Genomic DNA, 24,150 nt, shown 5'->3' on the forward strand with positions numbered 1-24,150 from the left:
CGGACATGACATCTTCTGCCCGTGCGCGTGTCGTGACGGCGACCCTGCTGGTGACCGCGGCCCTGTGGGGAAGCGGTTGCCGCAAGGGCGTGAGACCCGAGGCGGGCGAGGATCGCACGGTGGAGGCGGGGGTGCCGGTGACGTTCGGCTCCGCCGCCGCGGATGCGCCCACGGTGACGTGGGACTTCGGGGATGGTTCGCCCCGGGTCCAGGGCACACGCGTGACGCACGCCTTCCCGCGGCGGGGGGACTACACGGTCCAGGCGCTGGAAGGGGACGCGTCCCAGGCGAGCGCCCGGCTGACGGTGGTGCCCCGGCCCGTGCTGCGCGCCATCCCCGCGGAGGCCGAGGTGGCCGTCTTCGTGCCCCAACTGCGCGACAACGTGGACCCGGTGATGGGCTTCGTGTCGCGGCTGCTCGGCGAGCCCCAGGTGATGCGCGGACTGGACGCGGTGCCGCTCTTGTCGCTCGTGCTGCGCGAGGCGACGGGCGAGGCCCGGCTGGTGGACCCGGAGGAGGGTCTGGGCTTCTTCTCGCTGCCGGACTTCGAGGGTTCGGTGGTGCTGCTGGGCGTGCAGGACGTCCAGGGCGCGCGCGACGCCGTGGTGAAGGAATTGAGCGCGCGCGGCGCCTCGGTGGTGCGCCAGGAGCCCGAGGGCTCGGTGCTGCTGCGCCGGGACAACGGCGCGCTCCTGCTCTTGTTCGCGGATCGCGGCTACCTGTACCTGGTGGTGCCGGACGTGCCCACCGTGGAGGGCTCTGGCGAGGGCGCCGAGGAGGGGCGGATCCAGAAGACGCTCGCGGGGCCGCCGGTGGACATGCCGCTGGAGCCCGTGCGCCTGCGCATCCAGGGCTTCCAGGACGCGGGCCTGTCCGAGCAGCCGCTGCTCGTGACGATGCGGCAGCGGGTGGCGGCGGGCAACGTGCTCGTCTACGCGCGGCCCGTGGGAGACGATGCCGCCGAGGGCTTCCAGGGTGCGTGGGCGGCCCTGCGCTTCCAGGAGGGCCAGGCGGAGCTGGAGGGGTGGGTGGAGTCGACGCAGTCGCTCGGGGGCGCGGAGGCCCCGGCTCCGCGCCTGCTGGAGCAGGCGCCCCTGGATCCCATCGCCGCGCTGACGCTCTCCCTGCCGCCCGAGACGCTCACCAAGCTCGTCTTCGGGGCGCCGGGCTCCGAGCAGCGCGCGCGCATGACGCGGGGTCTGGGGGCGCAGGGGCTCGACGCGGCGAGCGTGGACGGACTGCTCGGGGCGCTCCGGGGGGACGTGTCCCTGCTGGCGTACCTGGACGCGGCGGCCTTCTACCGCAACTTCCTCACGGGCTCGCAGAAGCCCGAGCCGCGCGGCAGCCTGTTGGTGCAGGCGGGGCTCGTGCGCTCCGAGCCGGTGCTCAAATGGCTCACCGGGGTGCTCGAGTCGCGGCGCCAGCCCTTCCAGGTGGTCAAGGACAAGGCGGGCACGCGGCTGACCACGCGGCTGATGAACCAGCCCGTGGAGTTCTCCCTGACCGAGGATCGCCTGACGGTGCTGGGCGGCGAGCCGCTGGGGCTGCGGCCCCAGGGTGCCGTGGGCGCGGCGCTGCGCGAGCGCTTCGGCGCGGCGGGCTTCGAGTCCGGCCACCTCACGGCGATGGTGGACATGGGCCGGGTGCTGTCGGAGTTGCAGGCGCCCAAGGACGTGCCCGGGGTGCCGCCGCAGCAGCTGTCCATGGTGCAGACCATGGCCGCCACGCTGCTGGAGCAGCTGCCGCCCGTGGACAGCCTGTTCCTCGACTTCGCCGCCGAGCCGGGGGGCGGACGATTCCGGTTGCGCGCGGCGCTGCGCTCGCGCTGAGACTGTCCGCGTGGCCCATTCCCTCACCGTTCTCTATTTCGCCGCCGCGCGGGAGCGCGCGGGCACCTCGCGCGAGTCGCTGGAGGTGCCCGCGGGCACCCGCGTCTCGGAGCTGTTGGGCCTGCTGGCCTCGCGCCACCCCGGGCTCGCGCCCCTGTTGCCCCACCTGCGCGTGGCCGTGAACCAGGAGTTCTCCGCGCCGGACGCCGCGCTGCCCCCGGGGGCCGAGGTGGCCCTCATCCCGCCCGTGGCCGGAGGCGCCGAGGGCCTGTTCCGCGTGGTGGATCGGCCCCTGCGGCTCGAGGAGGTCGTGGAGGCGGTGTCGGACGCGGCGCGGGGCGGGCTCGTCACCTTCTCGGGCGCCGTGCGGAATCTGACGAAGGGGCGGCGCGTGCTGCGGCTGGAGTACGAGGCCTATCCGCCCATGGCCGAGAAGAAGCTGGCGGAGATTGGCGACGAGGTGGCCGCCCAGTGGCCCGGTACCCGCCTGGCCATCATGCACCGGGTGGGCACGCTTCAACCCGGGGAGCTGGCGGTGGTGATCGCCGCCGCGGCACCGCACCGCAAGGAGGCCTTTCGCGGGTGCGAGCACGCCATCGAGCGGCTCAAGCAGGACGTGCCCATCTGGAAGAAGGAGTTCTTCGAGGATGGGGAGGTCTGGGTGGGCCTGGGGCCCTGAGCCCCGCGGACCGCTGGAAGACGGCGGCTCAGCGGATCCGGACGCCCGGCAGCGTGGTGCGCACGCCGGCATCCGGTTGGGCGTCCGGGGCGCGGGGCTGGGCGGGGCTGTCCACCCCGAGCCGCTTGCGCTCGGCGTCCTCGAGCTCCCGCGCGGCGGCGAGCGCCCGGGCGTTGGACTCCGCCATGTGCTCGGGGGAATGGCCCGCGAGCATCAACCCCACCGGCACGCTCAGCAGCAGCGCCGCGAGCATCAGCAGCAGGCCCCAATCCTTCGCCTGGAGGCCCCGGGTGCGCGGGCCCGCGACGGACGGGGAGAGCAGCAGGGACAGCTCGCCCTGGGTCAGGCGCAGCCGCTCCTCCGGGGTGACGTCGAGCCACGCGCGGGCCTCCGCGCGGTGCAACGCGTCCGGTGGCACCTCGCGCAGGGCGTCCCCGCGGCGGCCGTGCTCGACGCGCGCGCCGGGCGGGACGAAGACGCGGTAGCCCTGGGCGGTCCGCTCGGCCAGCAGGAAGGGCTCCTCGGGCAGGGGGAAGCCATACAAGGGCAGGGGGGCCGTCTCGTCGGGCGCCGCGAGCACGCGCGTCTGCTCCGGGGGGAAGTTCCACGCCTCCGTGCGGGTGCTGCCCCAGTACAGCTCGCAGAACAGCCCGTCGTGCTTCGCCTTGGTGCCCATGTCGCCCGGGAGCATAGGCGTTCCGGCGCGCGGGGGCGCGGCCCGAGTGCCTCCCGCCCGTCCTCGGCGGGTGTGCCTGGCCGCCCTCGGGGCGAGGCTAGGGGACGGCGGAGGCGCGGCCCTTGGTCTCGCGCTGGGTGCGCTCCCAGAAGAACAGCGGGCTGTCCCCGTCGCTGAGGTTGGCGTCCAGGGCGGCGCGGCGCAGGTGCTGGCGCAGGTCCGCGAGCGTCACGGTGAGCACCACGGCGAGCAGCGCGAGGAAGCCCACCGCGTGCAGCAGCGTCTCCACGCGGGCGGGCACCTTGCGGCGGCTCACCGCCTCGACGAGGACGAAGAGCATCCGCCCGCCATCCAGCGAGGGCAGGGGGAGCATGTGGAAGAGGGCGAGCGCGAGCGACACGCTCACCAGCACCCGCAGGAAGGCGCCCAGGCCACTGCCCGCCGCGCCCGAGGACTGCTTCACCACGCCCAGGGGATTGGCGAGCACGATGCCGGACGTGCCCATCATCAGCCGCTCGAACATCCGCGTGGCCTCGGCTACCAGGTTCGCCGTGTGCGCGAAGGCCTGGAGCAGGGCCTGGCCGGTGTCATAGGTGCGGTACACGTACTGCTGGCTCACGCCGATGCGGCCCGTGCCGCGCTCGTCGGCCCGGGGGCGCACCGTCGCCTCGCGGGCCACACCCTCGCGCTCGACGCCCAGGCGCAACTCCCGGCCCGGGGCCTGGCCGATGCGCTCCAGGAAGCCGCCCCAGTTCTCCAGCGGCTCGCCGTCCACGCTCACCAGCCGGTCGCCGGGCAGGAGCTGCGCGCGCGCCGCCTCGGAGCCCGGGGTGACGGTGCCCACCGTGAGCGGCACCACCACGTGCGTGCCCGTGGTGTAGAGCGTGAACAGCACGCCGAGCGCGAACAGCCCGTTGGCCAGGGGCCCGCCGAAGTGCACCAGCAGCCGCTTCCACGGCCGCTGGGCGACAAGGCTCGTGCGGTCCGCCGGATCGAGCCCGGGCGCATGGGGATTCATCCCGTGGATGCGCGTGGAGCCCCCGAATGGCACCGCGCCGAGCACCCAGTCCGTGCGCCCCACGCGCAGCGAGAACACCGCCGGGCCGAAGCCGAGCTTGTACCGGTCCACGCGCACGCCCAGCAGCCGGGCCATGACCAGGTGTCCCAGTTCGTGCAGCGCCACGAGCAGGCCGAGCGCGAGGAGGAGGGGCAGGTAGTGCATGGCGCGGCCGCTCAGGGCCCTCGCCGCGAGCCAGGGAACATGGGCCCAGTCTAGCCGCTGACCCGGCCCGCGTGCTGCGTTAGCGTGCCCGCCGTGGCCTCCTCCTCTCGAATTCCGCTCTTCCTGTCCCTGTCCATCCTCCTCGCGCCGAGCGCCTGCACGCGCGCCTACCTGCAGCGCGAGGGGCGCTACGTCTTCACCGCCGAGGAGATCCTCCGCGATGACTGCGGCCTGCTTCCCACCCAGGACGCCTTGTGGGACGGCGAGCTCGCCATCTCCGGGGACGTGGTCCGCCTGGACTACGACTGGCGCCGCTTGCGGCTCATCGGCGCCTTCCTCCAGGACAGCGGCGCCTCGGGGGACACCTTCGCGCTGGATGGCACCGAGTCCAATGCCGCCATCACCCTGGCGACCGGCGAGTGCATCGCGGATCAGATCGCCATGCGCCTGGAAGGCACGACGCAGCGCGCCACGGTCTTCTCCGGGGTGATCAGCATCCGCGTGGAGCCCCGGGTGCAGCAGCCCTGGTGCTCGTGTCAGTTGTGGGTGACGTACTCCGCCACGCAGATCCCCACGACGGCCGCATCCTTTCCTTGAGGCAGCGGGGCGGGGCTCCTAGAACCAGGGTTCCGACGCGCCGCACTGGAGGAACCCCATGGCTGATGCACCTCGCTCGTCCGAAGCGCTGAATTCCGTCCTCGTCGAGACCCGCGTCTTCCCACCGCCCGCGGACTTCTCGCGCCGGGCGCACATCGGCAGCATGGAGGACTATCGCCGCCTGTGGGACGAGGCGGCGGCCAACCCCGAGGCCTACTGGGGGGCGCGCGCCCGCGAGGAGCTGTACTGGAAGGAGCCCTTCCAGACGGTGCTCGACTGGAAGCCCCCGCACGCGCGGTGGTTCGTCGAGGGCCGCACCAACCTCGCCTACAACTGTCTGGACCGGCACCTGCCCGCGCGCCAGGACAAGACGGCCATCATCTTCGAGGGCGAGCCGGGCGACCGGCGCAAGGTGACGTACGGCGAGCTGTCGCGGTTGGTGAACCGGCTGGCCAACGGCCTGCGCGCGCTGGGCGTGAAGAAGGGGGACCGCGTGGGCATCTACCTGCCCATGGTGCCCGAGGCCGCGGTGGCCATGCTCGCGTGCGCGCGCATCGGCGCGGTGCACTCGGTGGTGTTCGGCGGCTTCTCGGCCGAGGCGCTCCAGGAGCGCATGAACGACGCGGGCGCCAAGGTGCTGCTCACCGCGGACGGCGGCTGGCGCAAGGGCGCCGTGGTGCCGCTCATCGCCAACGTGCGCAAGGCGGTGCCCAACATGAAGGGCGTGGAGCACGTGGTGGTGCTCCAGCGCACCACCCAGGGCACGCTCGCGCTGGAGGGCAAGGAGCGCTCCTGGGCCGAGCTGTGTGACGCCCAGGCCGACACCTGCGAGCCCGAGTGGGTGGAGAGCGAGCACCCGCTGTTCATCCTCTACACCTCGGGCAGCACCGGCAAGCCCAAGGGCGTGCTGCACACCACGGGCGGCTACTCCGTCTACGCCTCGCTCACCACGCGCTGGGTGTTCGACCTCAAGGAGGACGACGTCTACTGGTGCACCGCCGACGTGGGCTGGGTCACCGGGCACAGCTACCTCGTCTACGGGCCGCTGATGAACGGCGTCACCACGGTCCTCTTCGAAGGCGCGCTCACGCACCCCAACGCCGACCGGTGCTGGGAGCTCATCGCGCGCGAGAAGATCTCCATCCTCTACACGGCGCCCACGGCCATCCGCGCCTTCATGCGCCTGGGAGACGACCTGCCGCGCAAGCACGACATGTCGTCCCTGCGGCTGCTCGGCTCGGTGGGCGAGCCCATCAACCCGGAAGCGTGGATGTGGTACCGCAACGTGATTGGCGGCGAGCGCTGCCCCGTGGTGGACACGTGGTGGCAGACGGAGACGGGCGGCATCATGCTCTCGCCCCTGCCGGGCGCCACGCCCACCAAGCCGGGCAGCGCCACGCTGCCCCTGCCGGGCATCCACACCGAGGTGCTCGACAAGCAGGGCAATCCGGTGGGCGCCAACCAGGGCGGCCAGCTCTTCGTCACCCGGCCGTGGCCCGCGATGCTGCGCACGGTGTACGGCGATCCGCAGCGCTACGTGAACACGTACTTCAGCGAGCTGCCCGGCAAGTACTTCACCGGGGACGGCGCGCGGCGCGACGACGACGGCTACTTCTGGCTGATGGGCCGCGTGGACGACGTGGTGAACGTGGCGGGCCACCGCCTGGGCACCGCCGAGGTGGAGAGCGCGCTCGTGTCGCACAAGTCCGTGGCCGAGGCGGCCGTGGTGGGCCGTCCGGACGACCTCAAGGGCACGGGCCTGGTGGCCTTCGTGACGCTCAAGAAGGGCGTGGGCCACTCGCCCGAGCTCAAGAAGGAGCTCGCCGCGCACGTGGGCAAGGAGATCGGCGCCATCGCGCGGCCGGACGAGATCCGCTTCGCCGAGGGCCTGCCCAAGACGCGCTCGGGGAAGATCATGCGCCGGCTCTTGCGCGACGTGGCCAGCGGCAAGCAGACCACGGGCGACACCACCACGCTCGAGGACCTCAACGTGCTCGCGGCGCTGCGCAACGACGAGGACTGACGCACGGCCGCGCGCGGCCTTCGGGCGTGCCCCTCGCTGGTCGAGGGGGGCACGCCGTCGCCTGACGGGAGCCACCCACCATGAAGCCGCCGATTGGACGAGACACCACGCTGTGTATGTCGTTGGCGGCCCGGCCCGGCACCTTCGGGTCCCGCTTCCACAATCACCTCTACGAGGCCCTGGGCCTCGACTACGTCTATAAGGCGTTCACCACCCGGGATCTGCCCGCGGCGATTGGCGGCGTCCGGGCCCTGGGCATTCGCGGCTGCGCCATCTCCATGCCCTTCAAGGAGGCGGTGATGGCCCTGCTGGATGGACTGGAGCCCTCGGCCCGGGCCATCGACTCGGTCAACACCATCGTGAACGAGGGGGGCCGGCTCACCGGGTACAACACGGACTATGTCGCGGTGCGGCGGCTGGTGGAGGAAGCCCGGCTCGCGCCCGACATGCCCTTCCTCCTGCGCGGCAGTGGCGGCATGGCCAAGGCGGTGGTCGCCGCGTTCCGGGACGCGGGCCTGCGCGCCGGAACCGTCGTCGCGCGCAACGAGGCCGCGGGCCGCGCGCTCGCGCACACCTATGGCTATTCCTGGCGTGCCGAGCTTCCCGACACCCCCGCGCCGCTCCTGGTGAATGTCACACCCCTGGGCATGGCGGGCCCGGACCAGGACGTGCTCGCCTTTCCCGAGCCCCTCATCGCCGCGTGCGGCGTCGCCTTCGATGTCGTCGCGCTGCCCGTCGAGACGCCCTTCCTCGCGCGCGCCCGTGTGCTCGGCAAGCGGCTCATCTCCGGGGGCGAGGTGGCCGTGCTCCAGGCGCTCGAGCAGTTCATCCTCTACACGGGCGTCACCCCGACGCGCGCCCAGGTCGACGCCGCGGCGGCCTTCGCCCGGGGATGAGCGACGCGCTTTCATGATAGGAATTGGGGGCCCCAGGCCGTCCTCTTCCTTCCCCTGAAAGGTGTCACGCCATGGTGCTCCCCCGTTCCTCCCTCTCCTGGTGCACGTTCGCGCGCCACACCGTGTTGCTCGGTGCGCTCGCCGCGTGCGGCCCGACGGAGGAGGTCACCGAGCCCTCCCCGACGAGCGCCTTGACGACCACCGCCCAGTCCCTGCTGCCCTATCCCTCGCAGGTCTCGGCGCCGGTGTCGGTGCCCGCCTCGCAGGCGGGGGCCATGTCCCTCATGCCCGCGGTGGCCGTGGGCACTGGCGTGTCCTTCCGGGTCTGGATGGAGTTCAGCGACAGCGCGCCTCCGGCCATCTATGGCCAGCGGGTGCGGACCTCGGATGGCGTGGCCCTGGACACGGCGCCCCTGCTCATCTCCACGGGCAACGGGGCGGTCAGCCTCTATCCGGCCGTGGCCTCCGATGGCGCGAACTTCCTGGTCGTCTGGGAAGAGGGTCTGCCTTTCGTCTTCGGCCGGCGGGTGCGGGCCTCGGATGGCGCGCTGCTCGACGCCGCCCCCCGCAACTACGGCTCCTTCCCCAATTCCTACCTGGCGAACGGGAGCCCGGCCGTGACGTTCGACGGGACGAACTACCTGCTCACCTGGGTGGGGTTCCACGATCCCTCCGAGGACTTCGTGCGCAGGGTGATGGGCCGGCGGGTGCGTCCCTCGGATGGCGAGCCCCTGGAGCTGCCCTTCGTCGTCGGCTCGGACCGCTCCCGGTCGCACGCCGCCAGCACCGGAGGCACCAGCCTGGTGGCCTGGGGGGCGAATGGCGTCAAGGCGGTGCGGTTGAACGCGGCGGGCCAGGTGCTCGACGCGTCGCCGCTCGCGCTCTCCCCGGCGTCCTCGCAGAAAGTCCGCGTGGCGGCCCAGGGCGGCGAGTTCCTGGTGCTCTGGTCGGACAACGGGCTGAGGGCCCGGCGCGTGCGGGCCTCGGACGGCGCGCTGCTCGGCTCGGCCGTCCTGGTGGACGCGGCGCTCATCAACACGGGGCAGACGCCCTTCGACGTGTCCTTCGATGGCGCGCACTACCGCCTGGTGTGGTTCGGCTCGCGGGACGGCGCGCCGCGCCTGCTCACCGCGCGCATGTCGCCCGGCGGTGCGGTGGACGCGGGCACGGAGCAGCGCCTTGCGGACGTCCAGTCCGTGGACTACGACAGCGGGGTCGGGGTCGCCGCCTCGGGTCCGGGTCGGTTCGCGGTCGTCGGCACGCGCGTCCCCTCGGGCGCCCCGAATGTCTTTTCCCAGTCCGTTCAGCCCTTCTCGTGCGCGCCGGACGTGACGCCCCCCATCATCACCTGTCCGGCCACCCAGACGTTCGAGTGTGTCTACAGCGGCCAGCGCGTCATGGAGGACTACGCGTTCGGAGACAACTGCGACATCGACTACACGAGCTCGTCTCCCCACTACATCGGGGAAGCCCATACGCGCACGTACTCCGTCTCCGCCACGGACACGTCTGGGAACACGACGTACTGCCACACGCAATGGCACGTCGTGGACACGAAGAAGCCCAAGATCACCTTGTATGGCCCCTCGCCCATGACGCTGCCCTATGGCACGCCCTACCAGGAGCCGGGCTACTCGGGCGATGACACGTGTGATGGCTTTGGCCCGGGAGTCGATTCCCAGATCCAGGTCACGGGCACCATCAATCCCTACAGCCCGGGGCTCCAGGCGAGGCACTACCAACTCACGGATCGCGCCGGGAACACCTTCGAGATCTACCGCTTCGTGACCGTCCTCTCGCCGTAGGACGGGCAGGATTGTCATACGGGGTCGGTAAAATCACGTCAAAGCTGTATTTCGTGATAGACACGGGGGCCCCAACGAAAGGTGCCCTTCCGTGAAGACCCCCGACTTCTCCTTCGCGTGGCGCGCGCTCGCGCGCCACACCGTGTTGCTCAGTGCGCTCGCCGCGTGTGGCCCGACGGATGTCTCCGAGTCCGAGCCCCCGCGGGCCCTGAAGACCACCGCCCAGGCGCAATTGATCTTTCCCTTGCAGGCCTCGGCGCCGACGTCGGTGACCGGCCCGCAGGCGGGCGCCACGTCCGCCGAGCCCTCGGTGGCGCTGGGCAATGGCATCTATTTCCTGGCCTGGATGGAGTACACGGAAAGCACTCCGCCCATGCTTTACGGCCGCCGGGTCCGGGCCTCGGATGGTGTGGCGTTGGACGCGCAGCCCATCGTGCTGGCTCCGGGGAGTGGACATTTCATCGAACGGCCGTCCGTGGCCTTCGATGGCGAGAACTTCTTCGTCGTCTGGTCCGAGGGACTGCCCACCGTTTTCGGTCGGCGGGTGCGGGCCTCGGACGGCGCGCTGCTCGACGCCGCGCCCCGGCTCTACAGCGAGGGGCCCAACTCCAGCATCGTGGGCCGCTATGCCGCCGTGTCGTTCGACGGGACGAACTACCTGCTGACCTGGATGGGCACGCACTTCCCGGCGCCGCAAGAGTATTACTTCAAGACCCTGGGCCGGCGGGTTCGGCCCTCGGACGGCAACGTCCTGGACGCCCAGCCGTTCGTCGTCGGTGAGGCGTCCCGGTCGCACGTCTCCAGCACCGGGGGCACCAGCCTGGCGGTGTGGGGCGAGTCTGGCGGCATTCAAGCGGTGCGGGTGGACTCGGCGGGGCAGGTGCTCGATGCCTCGCCCATCGTGTTGTCCGCGGCGAGCTCGGTGAACGTCCGCGTGGCGTCCCGGGGCGGTGAGTTCCTGGTGCTCTGGTCGGACAACGGCCTGTGGGCCCGGCGCGTGCGGGCCTCGGACGGCGCGCTGCTCGGCGCGGCGGTGCTGCTGGACTCGACACTCAGCGCCCAGTGGGGCCTCTCGTTCGACGCGACCTTCGATGGCGAGCACTACCGGGTGCTCTGGTCGGGCGTGCGCGAGGGGGCGCGCCGTCTGCTCACCGCGCGCCTGTCACCGAACGGCTCGGTGGACGCGGGGTCGGAGCAGCGCCTCGCGGAGGCCTATCCCGCGGAGTCCGAAGGCCTGGGGATCGCCGCCGCCGGGCCGGGTCGGTTCATGGCCGCCTACAATCCCCCCGCCAATGTCTCCTACCGGCTCGTCCAGCCCTTCTCGTGCGCGCCGGACGTGACGCCCCCCATCATCACCTGTCCGGCCACCAAGACGTACCAGTGTGTCTACAGCGGCCAGCGCGTGATGACGGACTTCGAGTACGGAGACAACTGCGGCATCGCCTACACGGGCACGAGCCCCAACTACATCGGCCAGCCCGGGATCCAGACGAACCATGTCTCCGTCACGGACCTGTCGGGCAACTCGGCGTCGTGCGCCACCCAGTGGAACATCGTGGACACGGAGGAGCCCACGGTCACCCTGCATGGCCCCACGTACCTGGATGTGCCCTACGGCACGCCCTACCAGGAGCCGGGCTACTCGGCCGAGGACGGCTGTGACGGATACGGCCCGTGGATCACCTCCCAGGTCCAGGTGTATGGCACGGTCAACACGTCCCAGCCGGGGTTCTACGAGCGGCAGTACGTCCTCACCGACCGGTCCGGGAATATCGGCTTCGCGGTCCGCATCGTGCGGGTCCTCGAGCCGTAGGACCGGCGGCCCGCGTCACCGCTCGGTGGGCCGCAGGTCGAGCCGGGTGATCCGGAGCGCGGAATCCCCCTGGATGTCCGCCTCGTCGAACAGCACGGGGCGCAGCCGTGTCTGGGAGAAGAGGTGGGTCTGGTCCGCGAACAGCGGCGAGGCGGGGTCCGTCGACTCGGAGTAGGTGAGCAGCGCGGACGCCCGGGGGCCGCTCCGGGTGAACTCGGTGAGCAGCACGAAGCTCGTGCCGTTGTTGATGGGGTAGCCCTGGGCGGTGAGGCCCGTGCGCTCGGAGAGCACGGGCCCCCGCTCGGTGCGGGGCAAGAGGGTGGAGTTGGCGGGCGTGTAGCCCACCACGTTGAGCACGCCCTCCTGGCCGAGTCCTCCACTCAGGGGCAGGAGCTGCCGGCCCTTGCGCGTGTACTGCACCTCGCCCAGGCGTGCGTCCACCCGGAGCCCCGCGGCGGTGAGGCGGGAGACGGCCTCGCCCAGCTTCTCGAGCAGGGGATCCGGACCGGCATCGGGGGCGGGCGCGAGGCCGGAAGGCGTGGACAGGGGCCGCGCGGGATCGAAGGGCCGCGCGAAGAGGGCGCCTTGATCGACGAGGTCCGCCGCGCTGAAGCCGCCGAGGAACTCCCGCCACACGAGCGCCCCGGTGCGGTTGGCCGTGAAGCGGCCGTCCCACGTGGCGAGCAGGTGGCAGGCCCGCGTGAGGTCCACGGGGACGCCCTCCACGTCCACCGAGTCCACGGCCTGGCAGCGCCGCACGACCGCCTCGCGCAGCTGGTCGGCCATCCAGGAGCGGTTGTCCAGGAGCGCCCGCGCGAGCTCCTCCCGGGTGAAGCGCCCATCGCTGCCGGAGGCGGACGCCGCGCCCCGCTCGGTGAGCAGCGCCAGGTTCATGTGCGTGCGGGGGCTGATGCGGCCCTGGGTCGGCGCATGGGTCTCGTAGCCGAAGGGCAGCGCCCACAGCGGCGCGGCGGGGTTCGTGTAGGTGGCCGAGTCATTCGCGTTCATCACGAAGTCCGGCCGGAGCAACTGGGGCACGTCCGCGAGCGGCACCAGTCCGGAGGGGTCTCCTCCCTGGCGGACCCACTCGTCGCGGGACGTGCCGCCATCCAGCAAGAGGATGCGCTGGGCGGCGAGCGCCTGGGTGTCCGCGTCGTGCTGGAGCGACTCGCGGTAGGCGGCCACGGTCTCGGCGCTCAAGTTCGGCACCCGGGAGGCGTCCACGAAGCGGGTCTCGCCCGTGGCGCTCGCCGCGATGGTGTTCACCCAGGGGATGCCCCGCGCCTCCCGGTCCGCCGCGGCGAGGTCCGCCAGACTCCGGGCGGTGTTCATGCGCAGCCACTGCTCCGCGAAGCGGTGGTTGCCCTCGTTCGCGTCCCGGATGACATAGGCCGTCCGGGTGCTCCACTCCAACCCGGGGCCGTGGAGCAGGGGGCCGTGGTGGCTGCGCCAGAACGAGCGCGTCACCTGCCGCAGGCTCCCATCCTCCTGGAGCACGTCGATGGTCCGCGCGTCCCGGGTCATCGCGCGGCGCTGGCCGTCGTAGAGGTAGGTGGTGGGCGCGTCGTCGGCGAGCGTGAGCCGGTAGAGGACGAAGTGGCTCGAGGTCGCCACGGTGTGGGTCCAGGCCACGTGGCGGTTGAACCCGATGTTGATGACCGGCACGCCCAGCAGCGAGGCGCCATACACGTCGAGCGTGCCCGGGAGCGTCAGGTGGCTCTCGTAGAAGCGCAGCGCGCCTTCCCAGGGGAAGTGCGGATTGGCGAGCAGCATGCCGCCCCCTCCCGCCGACCGGTCCCGGCCAATCGCCCAGCCATTGCTGCCCAGGTCGGTCGCGCGGGACGGGGACGTGAGGGCGGTGGGGAAGGGGGACGCCGCCGCCGATGGGCGCACCCCGGGCGGTTGGGCATGGGCGAGGTAGCCGAGCAGGGGCGCGGTGCTGTCGAACATCGACAGGTCCAGGTGATAGGCGAGCAGGTCGACGCCCCGGATGGGCTTCACCCACGCGGCGCCCGTGCACGGAGCGGGCAGCCGCGACGCGGGGGTCTCCTGGAGGTAGTGGTTGTAGCCCGCGGCGAACCCCTCCACGAGCTCCCGCACGGCGGGGGTCTGCTGGTCATACGCGGCCTGGGCCCGTGTCAGCAGCCCGAGGCCCAGGTAGGTGAGATCGCTGTCGATGTTCGCGTCGTTCGTCCCTGGACCGAGGGAGCGGGCGCGCTCGCCCCGCACCTTGAGGAGCTGATCGGCGAGGATGCACACCGCGTCCTGGGCCTGGGCATAGCCGAGCCCCGCGCCGATCCCCCGGTAGTCCGCCGCGGTGATGTGCGGAATGCCATGGGCGGTGCGCCGGAGGGTGGCGCGGATGGACGCGGAGGTCTCGTCCTCTCCCAGGCATGCGCACATGCACAGGAAGGTCACTCCCACGAGCCTCATCGAACGCTGCACCCAGGAACGCATGGTCATCCTCTCGGGAGCGCTCCCGGTGGGGGCCGTCAGCGCTCCAGGAAGCCGGACAAAATCAGAATGCTGGGATTCTCGGACAGATAGGACCGGAAGTGTCCGGGTCCTCCCGCACGCGTAGCCGATTGAACACGCGGACCCCTCGGTGCGCGCCTCGATGGGGATGGGTCCGTTGATGTGGACACATCGCGCATTCGTGACGCCCTCCCCGAGGGGCGACGTTCATTCGAGCGCCGGACAGTCCGGCGTGCTGCCCCGTGGGGGTCTGATCAGGGGTCGAGCTGGAAGAACAGCAGATCTGCGGCGCCGCGAGACGAGAAGCTCCGCCCGTCGAGTTGGAGGGGTCGGGCGAAGACGCCTCCGACGAGCAGTCCGCCGCCCGGCAGCAACGCGAGCCGGGGGGGCGTCCAGTCCGGAGGCAGTTGGGTGCCGTAGGGGTCATAGAGGCTCACGTCGAGCGCCCGTGACCACAGGTGCCTGCCCGTCGAGGAGTACCGGGCGAGCCGGGGCCCTCCCGTCACCGGATCCAGGAGTCCTCCTCCCAGGTTCCAGGTCTGACTGAGATCGGTGACCGTGAGGGTCCCGTCACGGCCCGCCAGCAACTCGCCCGCGAAGTAGCCTTGCTCGCGAATCCATCCGTCCCGCCCCTTCGCGTCGAGCGTTCCCAGGAAGCTCCAGACGTTCGCCGGCTCGGTGCCGCCCGGCATCCCACCGACATGGGACTCGCCCGCGAAGGAGAAGGGTCCTCCGATGCTCGCCACGAAGCCGACCTGCCCCTGGTCACCCACGAACCGGGCGCTCCGGATGCTCCCGCGATCGAAGAGGAACACCCGCTTCCACAGCAGGTCCCCCTCGGGGGAGTACCGGGCGATGAAGGAGGCGCGCTCCTGGCCCGTCGTCTGTCCATCTCCCAGATCGGAGGCGCTGCCCATCTCTCCCGTGAGGACGACGCCGCCCTCCGAATCCGTGCTCACGCTCTGCACCCACGCGGACGTGTCGGAATCGCCCGAGAGCGAGCGGGACCAGACGGGCTGACCCTGGGCGTCGAGGCGGACCACGAAGCCCCCATTGCGGACATCATGGGTCGCCGTCGAGCCCGCCGGTCCGCTCAGGTCCAGGGGTCCACTGAGGGCGCCCACGACGACGAGTCCGCCCGAGGGCTCGCTGGCGGCCTCGATGGGCCTCACGGTCAGGTAGGGATAGTCGCGCGGATCCGTCGGCGTGAGGACGAAGCCCTGGCTCCACTCCGTCCGGCCATCCGGGAAGAACCGGGCGACGAAGAAGCCCTGGTTGAGCGCGGGGGAGCGGGGCAGGGGGCCCGCGCCCAGATCCAGCGTGCCCTGGTAGTTGCCCACCAGGAAGATGCCGCCATCGGGCGCCACGGTGAGCGCGCGGGCCTGGACCGAGTCCGTGGCCAGGCGGCGGGTCCACGCCAGGCCGCCCTCGGCGTCGAAGCGCGCCAGGACCACGTCGCCCGGGCGGACCAGGGGCGAGTCTCCGAAGTGCCCCGTCGCCACGAAGCCGCCGCGCACGTCCGTGGCCATCAGGTACAGCCGCTCGTCCTGACGGCCGCCGTGCTGCTTCGCCCACCCGAGCCGCCCTCCGCCCGTGCCGCGGTAGGTGCAGTACTCGTCTGACTCCAGCGTGAGGTGCAGCTCGGGCGCGGGAACACCGGAGGCGTTGGTGACGAAGCGCACCTCGTCGGAGGACTCGGGCAACAGGCCAAACGCGTACTCCTGATAGGCACGGAGCCCCGCGCGGGTCAGGTCGTACTCCACCCAGCTGCCAGAGGCGATGGCGCCGAGGTTGTCCACGGCGGGGCCCAGCAAGGCGGGCCGGGAGTACCAGTTGACGTCCTCCACGCCATACGCGTTGCGCGACCAGGCGGTGCTGACGGGATGGAGCGCGGGCCCGTCCAGGGTGCCCGAGGTGGCGAACAGTCGCAGCGTGATGCTCCGAGGTGTCCACCGCAGGGTTCCCGGATAGGCGAGCTTGAAGTAGCTCTCCATGCGATCCGGCGCCCCCTTCACCCGAAAGGGCCCGTACGCACCGGCCCACGCGCCCGGCCGGTTCTCGGACGCATACGCGGTCCGGGTCATATACCCCGTCGAGACGCTCCGGGTGCTCGTGCGCGGCATGCAGTCGGAGAGCGGCGCGGTGGTGATGACGAGCTGGGGCCGACGCTCGGCGCGGGGATCCTCCTTCGACGCGAAGGCCGCGACGTGGATCGAATCCCCCAGCAGACCGAACATGTAGGTTCCGCTGCCGAGGATGGACGGCGTCACGTCGTACTCCACCCACGTGTCCTGGGCCACGGCGCCCAGATCCGCCAGCACCTCGCCGTGAAGGCCCGGGGCGGCGTTCCACGTCACGCCCCGCTCATTCCAGTACGCGAGCAGCGAGGTCAGACGGGGCCCGTTGTCCGTGGGCGAGGTGGCGTAGAGCCGCAACTTCGCGCTCGTCACTTCTCCCCGGAGTCCCTCGATCGTGAAGCGCAGATAGGCGTCGCGCCGAGGGGACGACGACACGAACAGCGTGGCCGAGTCCCCGAAGTTCTGGGCGGGTTGGCCTTGATCCACATGAGCATCGCCCTCGGTCGGGACGGTCCACGTCCGTTGGACGGCCCCCTCGCGCGCTGGCACCTCGGCCGATGCGGCGGCGTCCCCGTGCGACAACACCGCCACGGCCACTCCGGCTCCCACCCCTCGCAGGCCCTTCTTCAACCACTCCATGTTACGGCTCCTTTCGGGCCGTCCCCCCCGCGGCGAGGCTCAACATGGGATGCGCCAGGCGGGAAACAAGTCCAGCCCCGACGGGATGTGACGGTTTGTGGACCTCGTGACCTTTTCCCTCACGCGCGGAGGCCAGGGCCGGATTATCCAGGGGGCCCCCTACACACCCGCACGAAGCGAGGACAGACATGGCCGAGACGAACGCGAAGGCGAGCGGCACTTTCAAGATCGGTGGTGACCTGGAGGTGAATCGGCTGGGGTTCGGCGCGATGCGCATCACCGGACAGGGCATCTGGGGCCCGCCGGAGGATCCCGCGGAGGCCCGGAGGACCGTCCGGCGCGTGGTGGAGCTGGGCATCAACTTCATCGACACGGCGGACAGCTACGGCCCCTACGTGAGCGAGGACATCCTGGCGGAGGTGCTGGCGCCCCATCCCAAGGGCGTGGTCATCGCCACCAAGGGCGGCCTGACCCGCCACGGGCCCAACGTGTGGCCCGTGCTGGGACGTCCCGAGTACCTGCGGCAGTGCGTGCTGATGAGCCTGCGTCGGCTGAAGCAGGAGCGCATCGACCTGTGGCAGCTGCACCGCATCGATCCGAAGGTGCCGCGCGACGAGCAGTTCGGCGTCCTGGCCGAGATGCAGAAGGAGGGCCTCATCCGCCACCTGGGCCTGAGCGAGGTGAGCGTCGAGGAGATCCAGGCGGCCAGCCGCTTCTTCCAGGTGACGACGGTGCAGAACCTCTACAACCTGGCCAACCGCAAGAGCGAGGACGTGCTGGACCACTGCGCCGCGAACGGCATCGGGTTCATTCCCTGGTACCCGCTGGCGGCGGGCAACCTCGCGGCCCCGGGCGCCTTGCTCGACACCGTGGCCAAGAAGCTCTCGGCCACGCCGTCCCAGGTGGCGCTCGCGTGGGTGCTCAAGCGCAGCCCGGTGATGCTCCCGATTCCCGGCACGGGCAAGGTCAAGCACCTGGAGGAGAACACCGCCGCGGCCCACCTCACGCTCTCCGACGAGGACTTCCGCGCGCTCGACACCCAGGGGCGCGAGGCCTGGAAGCAGCAGGGCCAGCGCAAGTAGGCGCACGGGCCACGGGGGGTCATTCCCGGGGGACGAGCGTCAGGTGCCCCTTGGAGAGGGTGTGATCGAACCGGTGGAGGATGAAGCCCACCTGCTTGTCTTCGTCCTTCACCACGAAGGTCGTCAGCGTCCTGGCCGATGGGGGCGGTTGGAGGTCCATGGGCTCGATGGACTGACCGTGCTGCACACTGTCGAAGAGGATGTAGGGCTCATCGAGGAGTCGGATGCTCAGCCGCTCGACGGGTGAGGGCGGATCTTCCGGAGCCCAGCGCAGCGCGAGCTCGAGCAGGTCTTGCTCCGAGGGGGCGTGGAGCCACCGCAGGAGCGCCAGCCCATCCTGCCGGACGATGAGGGTCGTCTGGGCGGGCTCGTCCCCCAGCACGAGGATGTCCCCCCAGCTTCGTTTGAGGACTCCCGCGAAGTCATCGATCTGGCAGGCGTCATCGTAGTGGTCCCCTTCGACGCCGTTCCAGGACGAGGCCTTCGAGCGGGGCATCATCACCAGGGGTCCTCCCTCGGAGGCGATCCACTGCGGCTTCTGGGTCGTCATGGGCACCGAGCGTAACCTCCTTGGAACGTCATGGGCGTGTGTTAGGGTCCTACTTGGGAGATGACGCCCCCGCGCAGGACCCCGGAAGTCATGGGGATCGGCGTGTCGCTTCAGGAGGGATACCGTGGATTTCGGACTCGAAGCGCGGGTGACGCCGGGCCTGGACGTGGGCGGCTACCGCATCGACAGGAAGTTGGGGCAGGGGGGCTTCGGGGGCGTGTTCCTGGCCTGGCGTGACGGGCGGCCGAGTGCCCTCAAGTTCATCCACCTGGAGAGCGTGGGGGACTGGGGCTGGCGCGAGCTGTTCGTCCTGCTGCCCCGCCAGTCCGCCCAGGTCGTGAAGCTGCGCAGCCACCTGCAATGGCCCGAGGAGCAACCCGAGTACCTGGTGCTGGTCATGGAATACGTGCCGGGCCCCACGCTGTATGGCTGGGCGCGGGAGCACAACCCCTCCGCCCGGGACGTGGTGGAGAAGCTCCTGCCCCTCGTCCGGGCCCTGGCGGCCCTGCATGCCCGGGGGGTGTTCCACCGGGACCTCAAGGGAGACAACGTGCTCGTGCGCGAGCCGGATGGCGCGCCCGTGCTGGTGGACTTCGGCGCGGGCTCGAGTCCCCTGGCGCCCCGAGTGACACAGGGCGCCCTGGCTCCCGCCAGCGTGTACTACCGCAGCCCCGAGTCCCTCGCCTTCAGCCGACGCGAGGGCCGTGTCCCCGGCGCGCGTTACGCCTATGCCGGGACGGACGAGGTGTACGCCCTGGGGGTCGTGCTCTACGTGCTCCTCACGGACGTGTATCCCTTCACGGGTCCGGACTCGGCGCTGGTGGAGACCATCCTGGAGGGCGCGCCCACGCCGCCCCATGCGCGCAATGCCCGGGTCCCCGAGTCACTGTCCCGACTGTGTCTGCGAATGCTGGCGCGGGACCCGTTGCTCCGGATTCGGGACATGAGCGCCCTGGGAGGGGAGCTGGGGGCGCTGTTGGACGCCTCCCGCGAAGCGCCGGAGTGGGCGCGGTCCCTGTGCCATGGCTGGAATGAGGAGGAGCCCACCACGGAGGACCTCGTCGCGGAGGGTGGGCCGGTGGACGTCGAGGCGTGGATCGCGAAGTGGAAGAACAAGAAGCCGCGGCGGGGCTATCGCCGTCGCACGGTCCCCGCGAAGCGCTGGTCCGCGCGCCATCTCCTCCCGGTGGTGATGGCCTTGGGCGTGGGGGCGGTGGCCGCCGTGTGTTTCTGGCTTCAAGGACAGACACCGCCTGGACCCGCGTCATTGAAGGCTTGGCTGACACAAAGCGCCGAGAACATGACCGTGGCTCGCTCCGGCGCGCCACCCCGTCTGGTTCCGGATCAAAAGCGAGCACCCTGCACGGCGGGCCTGGAGCGTGAAGTCAGTGGGGGTTGCTGGTTGGCGACCGAGCACCGGCCGCCCAACTGCCCAGCGCAAACCGTGGCGTATGACGGGCGCTGTCTGCTGCCTGTCGCCAAGTCCCCTTCCGTTCCGGTGAGCGTGGACGCGGGAAAGAAGTAGCGGCTCAGGCCTTCACGGTGTGGGGGCGTCATGCCAATAGATTCGAGCGACTGCCCTCCTTGACCCGGTGCGCTCTGTTTGCTTGAGTGGCTGTTGAACGGGAGCGAGCGGTGGCGGTTTCCTTCCAGTGGAGGCGGCGGGAATCGAACCCGCGCCGGGCGGTGCGAAACTCCCAGCAGAATCGCGCACTTACCTCGTAACCGCCCGGAATGCGTGGGAGTCGTCATCCTGCCGCGTCCCCTCCTGTCCCGCCCCATTCCAGGCCATTCCGCAGGCTCCTGCGACATACGTGCAACACGGCAGTCCCGCACAAAAGCCGGTCGGACTCCTCCTGCGCAACACGGGATGTGCAGGGCAGGGCTGACGCTCGAGCGTTGCGCAGCGCAACGTCCCAGCGCGGTGCCGCCCGGAGGGTAAGGAAGAACAAACCACGAAACCAGGCAAGAGGGCGTGCAGCGAGGCGGCGCCAGCGTCGAGCGGCAGACGAGTGAGCGCTTACCCGGGCAAGGGGGGTTGGACAGCCGCAGGCAAGCGGGAGCGCTGCGCGGGCACAGGCGCCCTGTGTCGCAGCCGCAAGGCAGGAGGCAGGCTCATTCCGCAGCGTCATGCGACATATGCGCGACACAGCGGAGCTTTCCTCGCACGCGCGTTCGTGGCTGTCGGGGTGTGTCTCCATACTCCGACCGGCCCCGCCAGGACTCTCCAGGTCCTAGCTCCTGTGGAGGACCCAGCCATGCGTCTCCAAGCGTGCATCGCACTTCTGCTCTATGTCTCCGCCTGCGCGACGTCAGCGCCGGGCCCGGAAGATTCCGTGGACTGGGAGCCGGGGTACGCCAACCTCCAGCGAGCGGCGGCCCTGCCCTGGACGGATGGAGGAGGGTGCGTGGTCCAGGAGGCATCGCGGCCGTGGCCCGTCCTCGCGGAGCGGTGCTATCACGCCCTGGACCATGACCGCGTCGAGTTTCACGACCTCACGGGAAGATGCTCGGTGGCCTCCGCTGCGGCTGCGACCGTGGGGTTCGGCCTGTGCGTCTTCATGGCGCCGGAGATTGCCGTGGGGGCGGTGGTGGTAACGGGCGTGGTGGTGGCGGGCTACCTACTCAAAGAGGCCCTGCACACCTACGAATTGCGGAGGGGTCGCCCTGAAACGCGCCCCGTGACAGTGCCGCGCCCGGTGCCTGTTACAAAGACCGCCCCGCCGAAGCCGTCGCCAGGGCAGAAGTCCAAGCCAGACCCTAAGGGGCCAGATTTTCCTCCCGTGGGGCCAACGGAGGTCGCGGAGCGAGAGCGCCGCCGTAGGTGCGAGCCCATACCCGTGCCGCATGAGGGCAAGGACGCCGCGCATGACAGGTGCGCAGACCAGTTTCCGCCCAACCGTTACCCCGGGATGGATGTGCTCGTGGACGGTGTGAGTTTCGATGCGTTGCAAGTCGGCGTGCCTGTGCTCTGGGAAATCAAGACCCATCGATTCGACACATACCCTGACTATATCCAAAATCGGGAGATTGAGAAGGAACTCGAACAATTGCACAAGGAGCGCGACGCGGCACTGGCCTGTAGATATCGCTTCGTTGTTGGCGTGAGCACCCAAGCACACAAGGACGCGCTGCTCGCCGTCGATCCCTCTCTCATTGTCGTTGTCACTGGATGCAAGCGATGAACACGCAAAGCCGCCTCTCCCTGACCGTCTACGCACCCTCACTCGTGGGTGATGACAACCGCACGGTTGCTGCCGTCCATGGATTGGAACGAGCGTTAATCGACTTACGCTTGGAATGGCGGGTTGACGAGCGGCGACGGCTTGCCGCGTTGCCAAACCGCGATGCTTGGTTGGCTGAAGCGGCCACGCGCGGCAAGTTCCCGATGGTATGTAACGAAGATGAGCGTTACCATGTGATGATTGCCGGGCACAACCGATCCGCGTATGTAAGCCCCGGCGGTCAACCCCAACTTCAAGTTTATGCAAAGCTGCCACTAGACGCAGTCGTTATCTCGGTAGCGGCGGAGATGCTGGAGCGTATAGCGGAGGGGGCCTGTGCGTTCTGGGGGCATGCGACGCCGGGTGATGCTGCGCTGGACATCGCGTATCAAACAGCACCCACGCTGGAAGGGCCGCCATCCCCACGCCGGGGGCTGCCCTCCCTGAAACTCTTCGAGCACATCCGCGCGCCAGAGATTCCTGCCTACCTCGGATGGCTGAATTACTGGTCGGCTGCCGCCGCACGGGCCATCGGTTTTCCGGACCCCACGCGTGACGCGGATCTGCTCTCACGCTCACGGCGCACGGCATCAGGGGGGTGGGTCGTGCAGCTCACCGATTCACCACTCGACCTGGACGACCCGGCCCACCTGGACGCGCTCAAACGGGCCTACGAGCGCTTCCCGGAGATTGGCGGGCGCGCAGCCCCCTGAGACTCGGCACAGCTCGCGCCAACCGTGCTCAAAGGCTGACGAAGGAGGGGCTCAGGTCTTCGTCAGGTGCTGGATGAAGGTCTCCAGGGCGTTGTGTTGACGCAGGCGCTCGCCGGTGCGCGCCGCGCTCGCGCGGATGGCGCCGTCCTGGCGGATGCGCGCGAGGGCCGCCGCCAGGCGTGCCACCGTGAGCTGGCGCCGCGTCAGGGAGACGCCCAGGTTCGCGCGCACCACGCGGTGCGCCAGCATGAACTGATCGAAGACATGGGGGACCGCGACCTGCGGCACCCCCGCGCGCGCCGCCGCGGCGGTCGTTCCCGCGCCCGCGTGGTGGACGATTCCCGCCATGCGCGGAAAGAGCTTCCAGTGCGAGAGCGCGCCCACGGGCAGCAGGTCCGGCCCCAGTCCCTTCCCGCCCAGGCCCGCGCCGCCCGAGGACAGCACCACCCGGCAGCCCGCGCGCCGCGCCGCCTCGGCGATGATGCGGGTGGTCCGCTCCGGCGCCGCGTCCGGCATGCTGCCAAAACCGACGTACACCGGCGGCGGCCCCGCCGCGAGGAAGCGCTCCAGCTCCTCGGGAAAGGGGCGCGCGTCCGGCAGGCAGAAGGCGCCAACCTGGGGCACGGCCACGTCGGGCGGCATGGGGTAGAGCTCGGGCTCGGCCGCCACCCACGTGTGCTCCAGCGAGAAAAAGTAGCGGAGCACGTCCTTCACCGGGGCGAGGCCCAGGAGCTGGCGCTGCTCGTTGAGCACGCGCCGGAGGCTCAGGTTGTAGGCCTGGCCCATGCCCCACCACGCCATCCGGGCGAACCAGCGCGGCGCGCGGGTCAGGTGCAGCAGGGTGGGCGGGTGGTGCGCCGAGGGGAACACCTGGGGCGTGTAGACGACGAACGAGAAGGGCCGACCCGCCGCCTCGGCCGCCGTCCTCGCGGCGAGGACGAAGCCGCCGCCCACCACCCGATCGAAGTCCCGGGCCAGGGGCACCAGGTGCTGGAACTGCTGCCGCACCTCCTCGGTCATGGCGTGCTGCATCCGCCGCACGCTGCCCATCGAGTGCTGGCCACTGAAGGCGTCCCGGTGGTCCTCCATGATCCGCTGCAGGTCCTGCCCCACGGACACGAAGGGCAGGCCGAAAGCGTGCGCCTCCGAGGCGAAGCGGGGATTGGAGGCCAGCACCGCCTCGTGACCGCGCTCGCGCAGGGCCCACGCCAACGCCAGCATCGGTTGCACGTCGCCCCGCGAACCATTGGCCGCGATGAGGATCCTCATGACTCGGGAGGGTAGGGCGATGGGACGTTCGTTGCGACTCCAGGCATCCGGGGCGTCGTCAGCCCGCCTCGACGAGCGCCGCGAGCCGATCGAGCGACAGCCGCCAGCCCTCCGCGTTGTCCTCGGGCCGCACGCCGCTCGGCAGGCCCTCGTGCACGGCGAGCAGCTCGGTGCCTCCCGTGGGGGCGTCGCGCAGGGTGAGGGTGAGGGTCATTTCGCCGCGCATCGCGGGGTCGTCCGTCTCGAACGCGATCGACTCGACGACCTGCTCGTCCGGCACGAGCTTCACGAAGCGGCCCTGGTACGTGTCGGTGTGCGCCGTGGTCTTTCCGGCCGGGCCGGGCGCGTCGTAGGTGAGCGAGACGCGGATGGCGCCGCCCTCGCGGGCCTCGAACACGTGCACCTGGCTGCTCATGCCGGGCGGCACCCGCCACGTGGCGATGGCGTGCGCGTCGAGCAGGGCGCGGTAGACACGCGCGCGGGGGGCCTTCACATGGTGGCGCAGGCGGGTCACGCTCATTCCGGGGCTCCTCGGGAGGGAGGCCGGGTTCTAACCTTATTCCGAGGGCCGGGTGCCGCC

18 protein-coding genes are annotated in these 24,150 nt (G+C 70.7%); 11 read left to right on the forward strand and 7 right to left on the reverse strand.

The features are described 5' to 3' along the window. Positions 1–5: 5 nt before the first annotated feature. Both I3V78_RS14625 and moaD read left to right on the forward strand, forming a co-directional pair. Positions 6–1,829: a PKD domain-containing protein gene (locus tag I3V78_RS14625; protein WP_204488319.1), complete on the forward strand. Its 1,824-nt coding sequence runs from the start codon at positions 6–8 to the stop codon at positions 1,827–1,829. A 10-nt stretch (positions 1,830–1,839) separates the two neighbouring features. Further along, complete coding sequence (gene moaD / locus I3V78_RS39905; protein ID WP_204488321.1) at positions 1,840–2,508, forward strand: molybdopterin converting factor subunit 1; 669 nt, start codon at positions 1,840–1,842, stop codon at positions 2,506–2,508. A 28-nt stretch (positions 2,509–2,536) separates the two neighbouring features. Here the strand turns inward: moaD and I3V78_RS14635 are convergent, their stop codons facing one another. Then, the gene (locus tag I3V78_RS14635; protein ID WP_204488323.1) at positions 2,537–3,199 is read right to left on the reverse strand and encodes a hypothetical protein; all 663 of its coding nucleotides are present in this window, start codon (positions 3,197–3,199) and stop codon (positions 2,537–2,539) included. Between the two features lie 82 nt (positions 3,200–3,281). Next, a complete protein-coding gene (locus tag I3V78_RS14640; RefSeq protein ID WP_204488325.1) occupies positions 3,282–4,406 on the reverse strand; it encodes a M50 family metallopeptidase in 1,125 nt (374 codons plus the stop codon). A 93-nt stretch (positions 4,407–4,499) separates the two neighbouring features. Between I3V78_RS14640 and I3V78_RS14645 the strand changes: the two genes are divergently transcribed. From I3V78_RS14645 to I3V78_RS40150, 5 genes are all read left to right on the forward strand, one after another. Next, a complete protein-coding gene (locus I3V78_RS14645; protein WP_204488327.1) occupies positions 4,500–5,003 on the forward strand; it encodes a hypothetical protein in 504 nt (167 codons plus the stop codon). Between the two features lie 58 nt (positions 5,004–5,061). Next, the gene (gene acs / locus I3V78_RS14650; RefSeq protein WP_204488329.1) at positions 5,062–7,026 is read left to right on the forward strand and encodes an acetate--CoA ligase; all 1,965 of its coding nucleotides are present in this window, start codon (positions 5,062–5,064) and stop codon (positions 7,024–7,026) included. Positions 7,027–7,106: 80 nt separating this feature from the next. After that, positions 7,107–7,922, forward strand: a complete 816-nt coding sequence (locus I3V78_RS14655; RefSeq protein ID WP_204488344.1) for a shikimate 5-dehydrogenase — start codon at positions 7,107–7,109, stop codon at positions 7,920–7,922. A 71-nt stretch (positions 7,923–7,993) separates the two neighbouring features. Next, complete coding sequence (locus I3V78_RS14660) at positions 7,994–9,727, forward strand: immunoglobulin-like domain-containing protein (RefSeq protein ID WP_204488346.1); 1,734 nt, start codon at positions 7,994–7,996, stop codon at positions 9,725–9,727. A gap of 91 nt (positions 9,728–9,818) precedes the next feature. Continuing rightward, positions 9,819–11,540, forward strand: coding sequence for an immunoglobulin-like domain-containing protein (locus I3V78_RS40150; protein ID WP_204488348.1), 1,722 nt, complete (start codon positions 9,819–9,821; stop codon positions 11,538–11,540). Between the two features lie 15 nt (positions 11,541–11,555). On the opposite strand, the gene I3V78_RS14670 is transcribed toward I3V78_RS40150, so the two are convergent. Beyond that, on the reverse strand, positions 11,556–13,973 hold the full coding sequence (locus I3V78_RS14670) for a penicillin acylase family protein (RefSeq protein ID WP_239576428.1): 2,418 nt from the start codon (positions 13,971–13,973) through the stop codon (positions 11,556–11,558). 296 nt (positions 13,974–14,269) lie between these two features. After that, the gene (locus tag I3V78_RS14675; protein WP_204488358.1) at positions 14,270–16,732 is read right to left on the reverse strand and encodes a CBM96 family carbohydrate-binding protein; all 2,463 of its coding nucleotides are present in this window, start codon (positions 16,730–16,732) and stop codon (positions 14,270–14,272) included. 188 nt (positions 16,733–16,920) lie between these two features. Here I3V78_RS14675 and I3V78_RS14680 point away from each other — a divergent pair, with 188 nt between their 5' ends. Continuing rightward, positions 16,921–17,814, forward strand: a complete 894-nt coding sequence (locus tag I3V78_RS14680; RefSeq protein ID WP_204488360.1) for an aldo/keto reductase — start codon at positions 16,921–16,923, stop codon at positions 17,812–17,814. Between the two features lie 19 nt (positions 17,815–17,833). Here the strand turns inward: I3V78_RS14680 and I3V78_RS14685 are convergent, their stop codons facing one another. Further along, a complete protein-coding gene (locus tag I3V78_RS14685; RefSeq protein WP_239577746.1) occupies positions 17,834–18,364 on the reverse strand; it encodes an Imm21 family immunity protein in 531 nt (176 codons plus the stop codon). A 124-nt stretch (positions 18,365–18,488) separates the two neighbouring features. Between I3V78_RS14685 and I3V78_RS14690 the strand changes: the two genes are divergently transcribed. The 3 genes from I3V78_RS14690 (at position 18,489) to I3V78_RS14700 (ending at position 22,301) form a co-directional block, all read left to right on the forward strand. Next, on the forward strand, positions 18,489–19,889 hold the full coding sequence (locus I3V78_RS14690; protein WP_204488364.1) for a protein kinase domain-containing protein: 1,401 nt from the start codon (positions 18,489–18,491) through the stop codon (positions 19,887–19,889). Positions 19,890–20,622: 733 nt separating this feature from the next. After that, positions 20,623–21,549 carry a DUF6310 domain-containing protein gene (locus tag I3V78_RS14695; protein WP_204488366.1) on the forward strand — a complete coding sequence of 309 codons (927 nt, stop codon included), beginning with the start codon at positions 20,623–20,625 and terminating at the stop codon, positions 21,547–21,549. Continuing rightward, on the forward strand, positions 21,546–22,301 hold the full coding sequence (locus tag I3V78_RS14700) for a DUF5953 family protein (RefSeq protein ID WP_204488368.1): 756 nt from the start codon (positions 21,546–21,548) through the stop codon (positions 22,299–22,301). Before I3V78_RS14695 ends, I3V78_RS14700 begins: the two co-directional genes overlap by 4 nt. A gap of 51 nt (positions 22,302–22,352) precedes the next feature. Here I3V78_RS14700 and I3V78_RS14705 read toward each other — a convergent pair whose 3' ends face one another. Both I3V78_RS14705 and I3V78_RS14710 read right to left on the reverse strand, forming a co-directional pair. Further along, entirely contained in the window at positions 22,353–23,570 is a 1,218-nt protein-coding gene (locus I3V78_RS14705) for a glycosyltransferase (protein ID WP_204488370.1), read from the reverse strand. 58 nt (positions 23,571–23,628) lie between these two features. Beyond that, positions 23,629–24,090 (reverse strand): SRPBCC family protein, encoded by a 462-nt coding sequence (locus tag I3V78_RS14710; protein WP_204488372.1) that lies wholly within the window; start codon positions 24,088–24,090, stop codon positions 23,629–23,631. Positions 24,091–24,150 lie beyond the last annotated feature (60 nt).

Source organism: Archangium primigenium (assembly GCF_016904885.1).
Lineage (GTDB): Bacteria > Myxococcota > Myxococcia > Myxococcales > Myxococcaceae > Cystobacter > Cystobacter primigenius.

What these genes read in the sequence shown, in the direction of transcription:
- I3V78_RS14680 (WP_204488360.1), top strand. Translation starts at nt 16,921, where the DNA reads ATGGCCGAGACGAACGCGAAGGCGAGCGGCACTTTCAAGATCGGTGGT.
- I3V78_RS14640 (WP_204488325.1), bottom strand. Translation starts at nt 4,406, where the DNA reads ATGCACTACCTGCCCCTCCTCCTCGCGCTCGGCCTGCTCGTGGCGCTG.
- I3V78_RS14670 (WP_239576428.1), bottom strand. Translation starts at nt 13,973, where the DNA reads ATGAGGCTCGTGGGAGTGACCTTCCTGTGCATGTGCGCATGCCTGGGA.
- I3V78_RS14625 (WP_204488319.1), top strand. Translation starts at nt 6, where the DNA reads ATGACATCTTCTGCCCGTGCGCGTGTCGTGACGGCGACCCTGCTGGTG.
- I3V78_RS14655 (WP_204488344.1), top strand. Translation starts at nt 7,107, where the DNA reads ATGAAGCCGCCGATTGGACGAGACACCACGCTGTGTATGTCGTTGGCG.
- I3V78_RS14685 (WP_239577746.1), bottom strand. Translation starts at nt 18,364, where the DNA reads ATGACGACCCAGAAGCCGCAGTGGATCGCCTCCGAGGGAGGACCCCTG.
- I3V78_RS14675 (WP_204488358.1), bottom strand. Translation starts at nt 16,732, where the DNA reads ATGGAGTGGTTGAAGAAGGGCCTGCGAGGGGTGGGAGCCGGAGTGGCC.
- I3V78_RS14705 (WP_204488370.1), bottom strand. Translation starts at nt 23,570, where the DNA reads ATGAGGATCCTCATCGCGGCCAATGGTTCGCGGGGCGACGTGCAACCG.
- I3V78_RS14710 (WP_204488372.1), bottom strand. Translation starts at nt 24,090, where the DNA reads ATGAGCGTGACCCGCCTGCGCCACCATGTGAAGGCCCCCCGCGCGCGT.
- I3V78_RS14660 (WP_204488346.1), top strand. Translation starts at nt 7,994, where the DNA reads ATGGTGCTCCCCCGTTCCTCCCTCTCCTGGTGCACGTTCGCGCGCCAC.
- I3V78_RS14635 (WP_204488323.1), bottom strand. Translation starts at nt 3,199, where the DNA reads ATGCTCCCGGGCGACATGGGCACCAAGGCGAAGCACGACGGGCTGTTC.
- I3V78_RS14695 (WP_204488366.1), top strand. Translation starts at nt 20,623, where the DNA reads ATGCGTCTCCAAGCGTGCATCGCACTTCTGCTCTATGTCTCCGCCTGC.
- I3V78_RS14700 (WP_204488368.1), top strand. Translation starts at nt 21,546, where the DNA reads ATGAACACGCAAAGCCGCCTCTCCCTGACCGTCTACGCACCCTCACTC.
- acs (WP_204488329.1), top strand. Translation starts at nt 5,062, where the DNA reads ATGGCTGATGCACCTCGCTCGTCCGAAGCGCTGAATTCCGTCCTCGTC.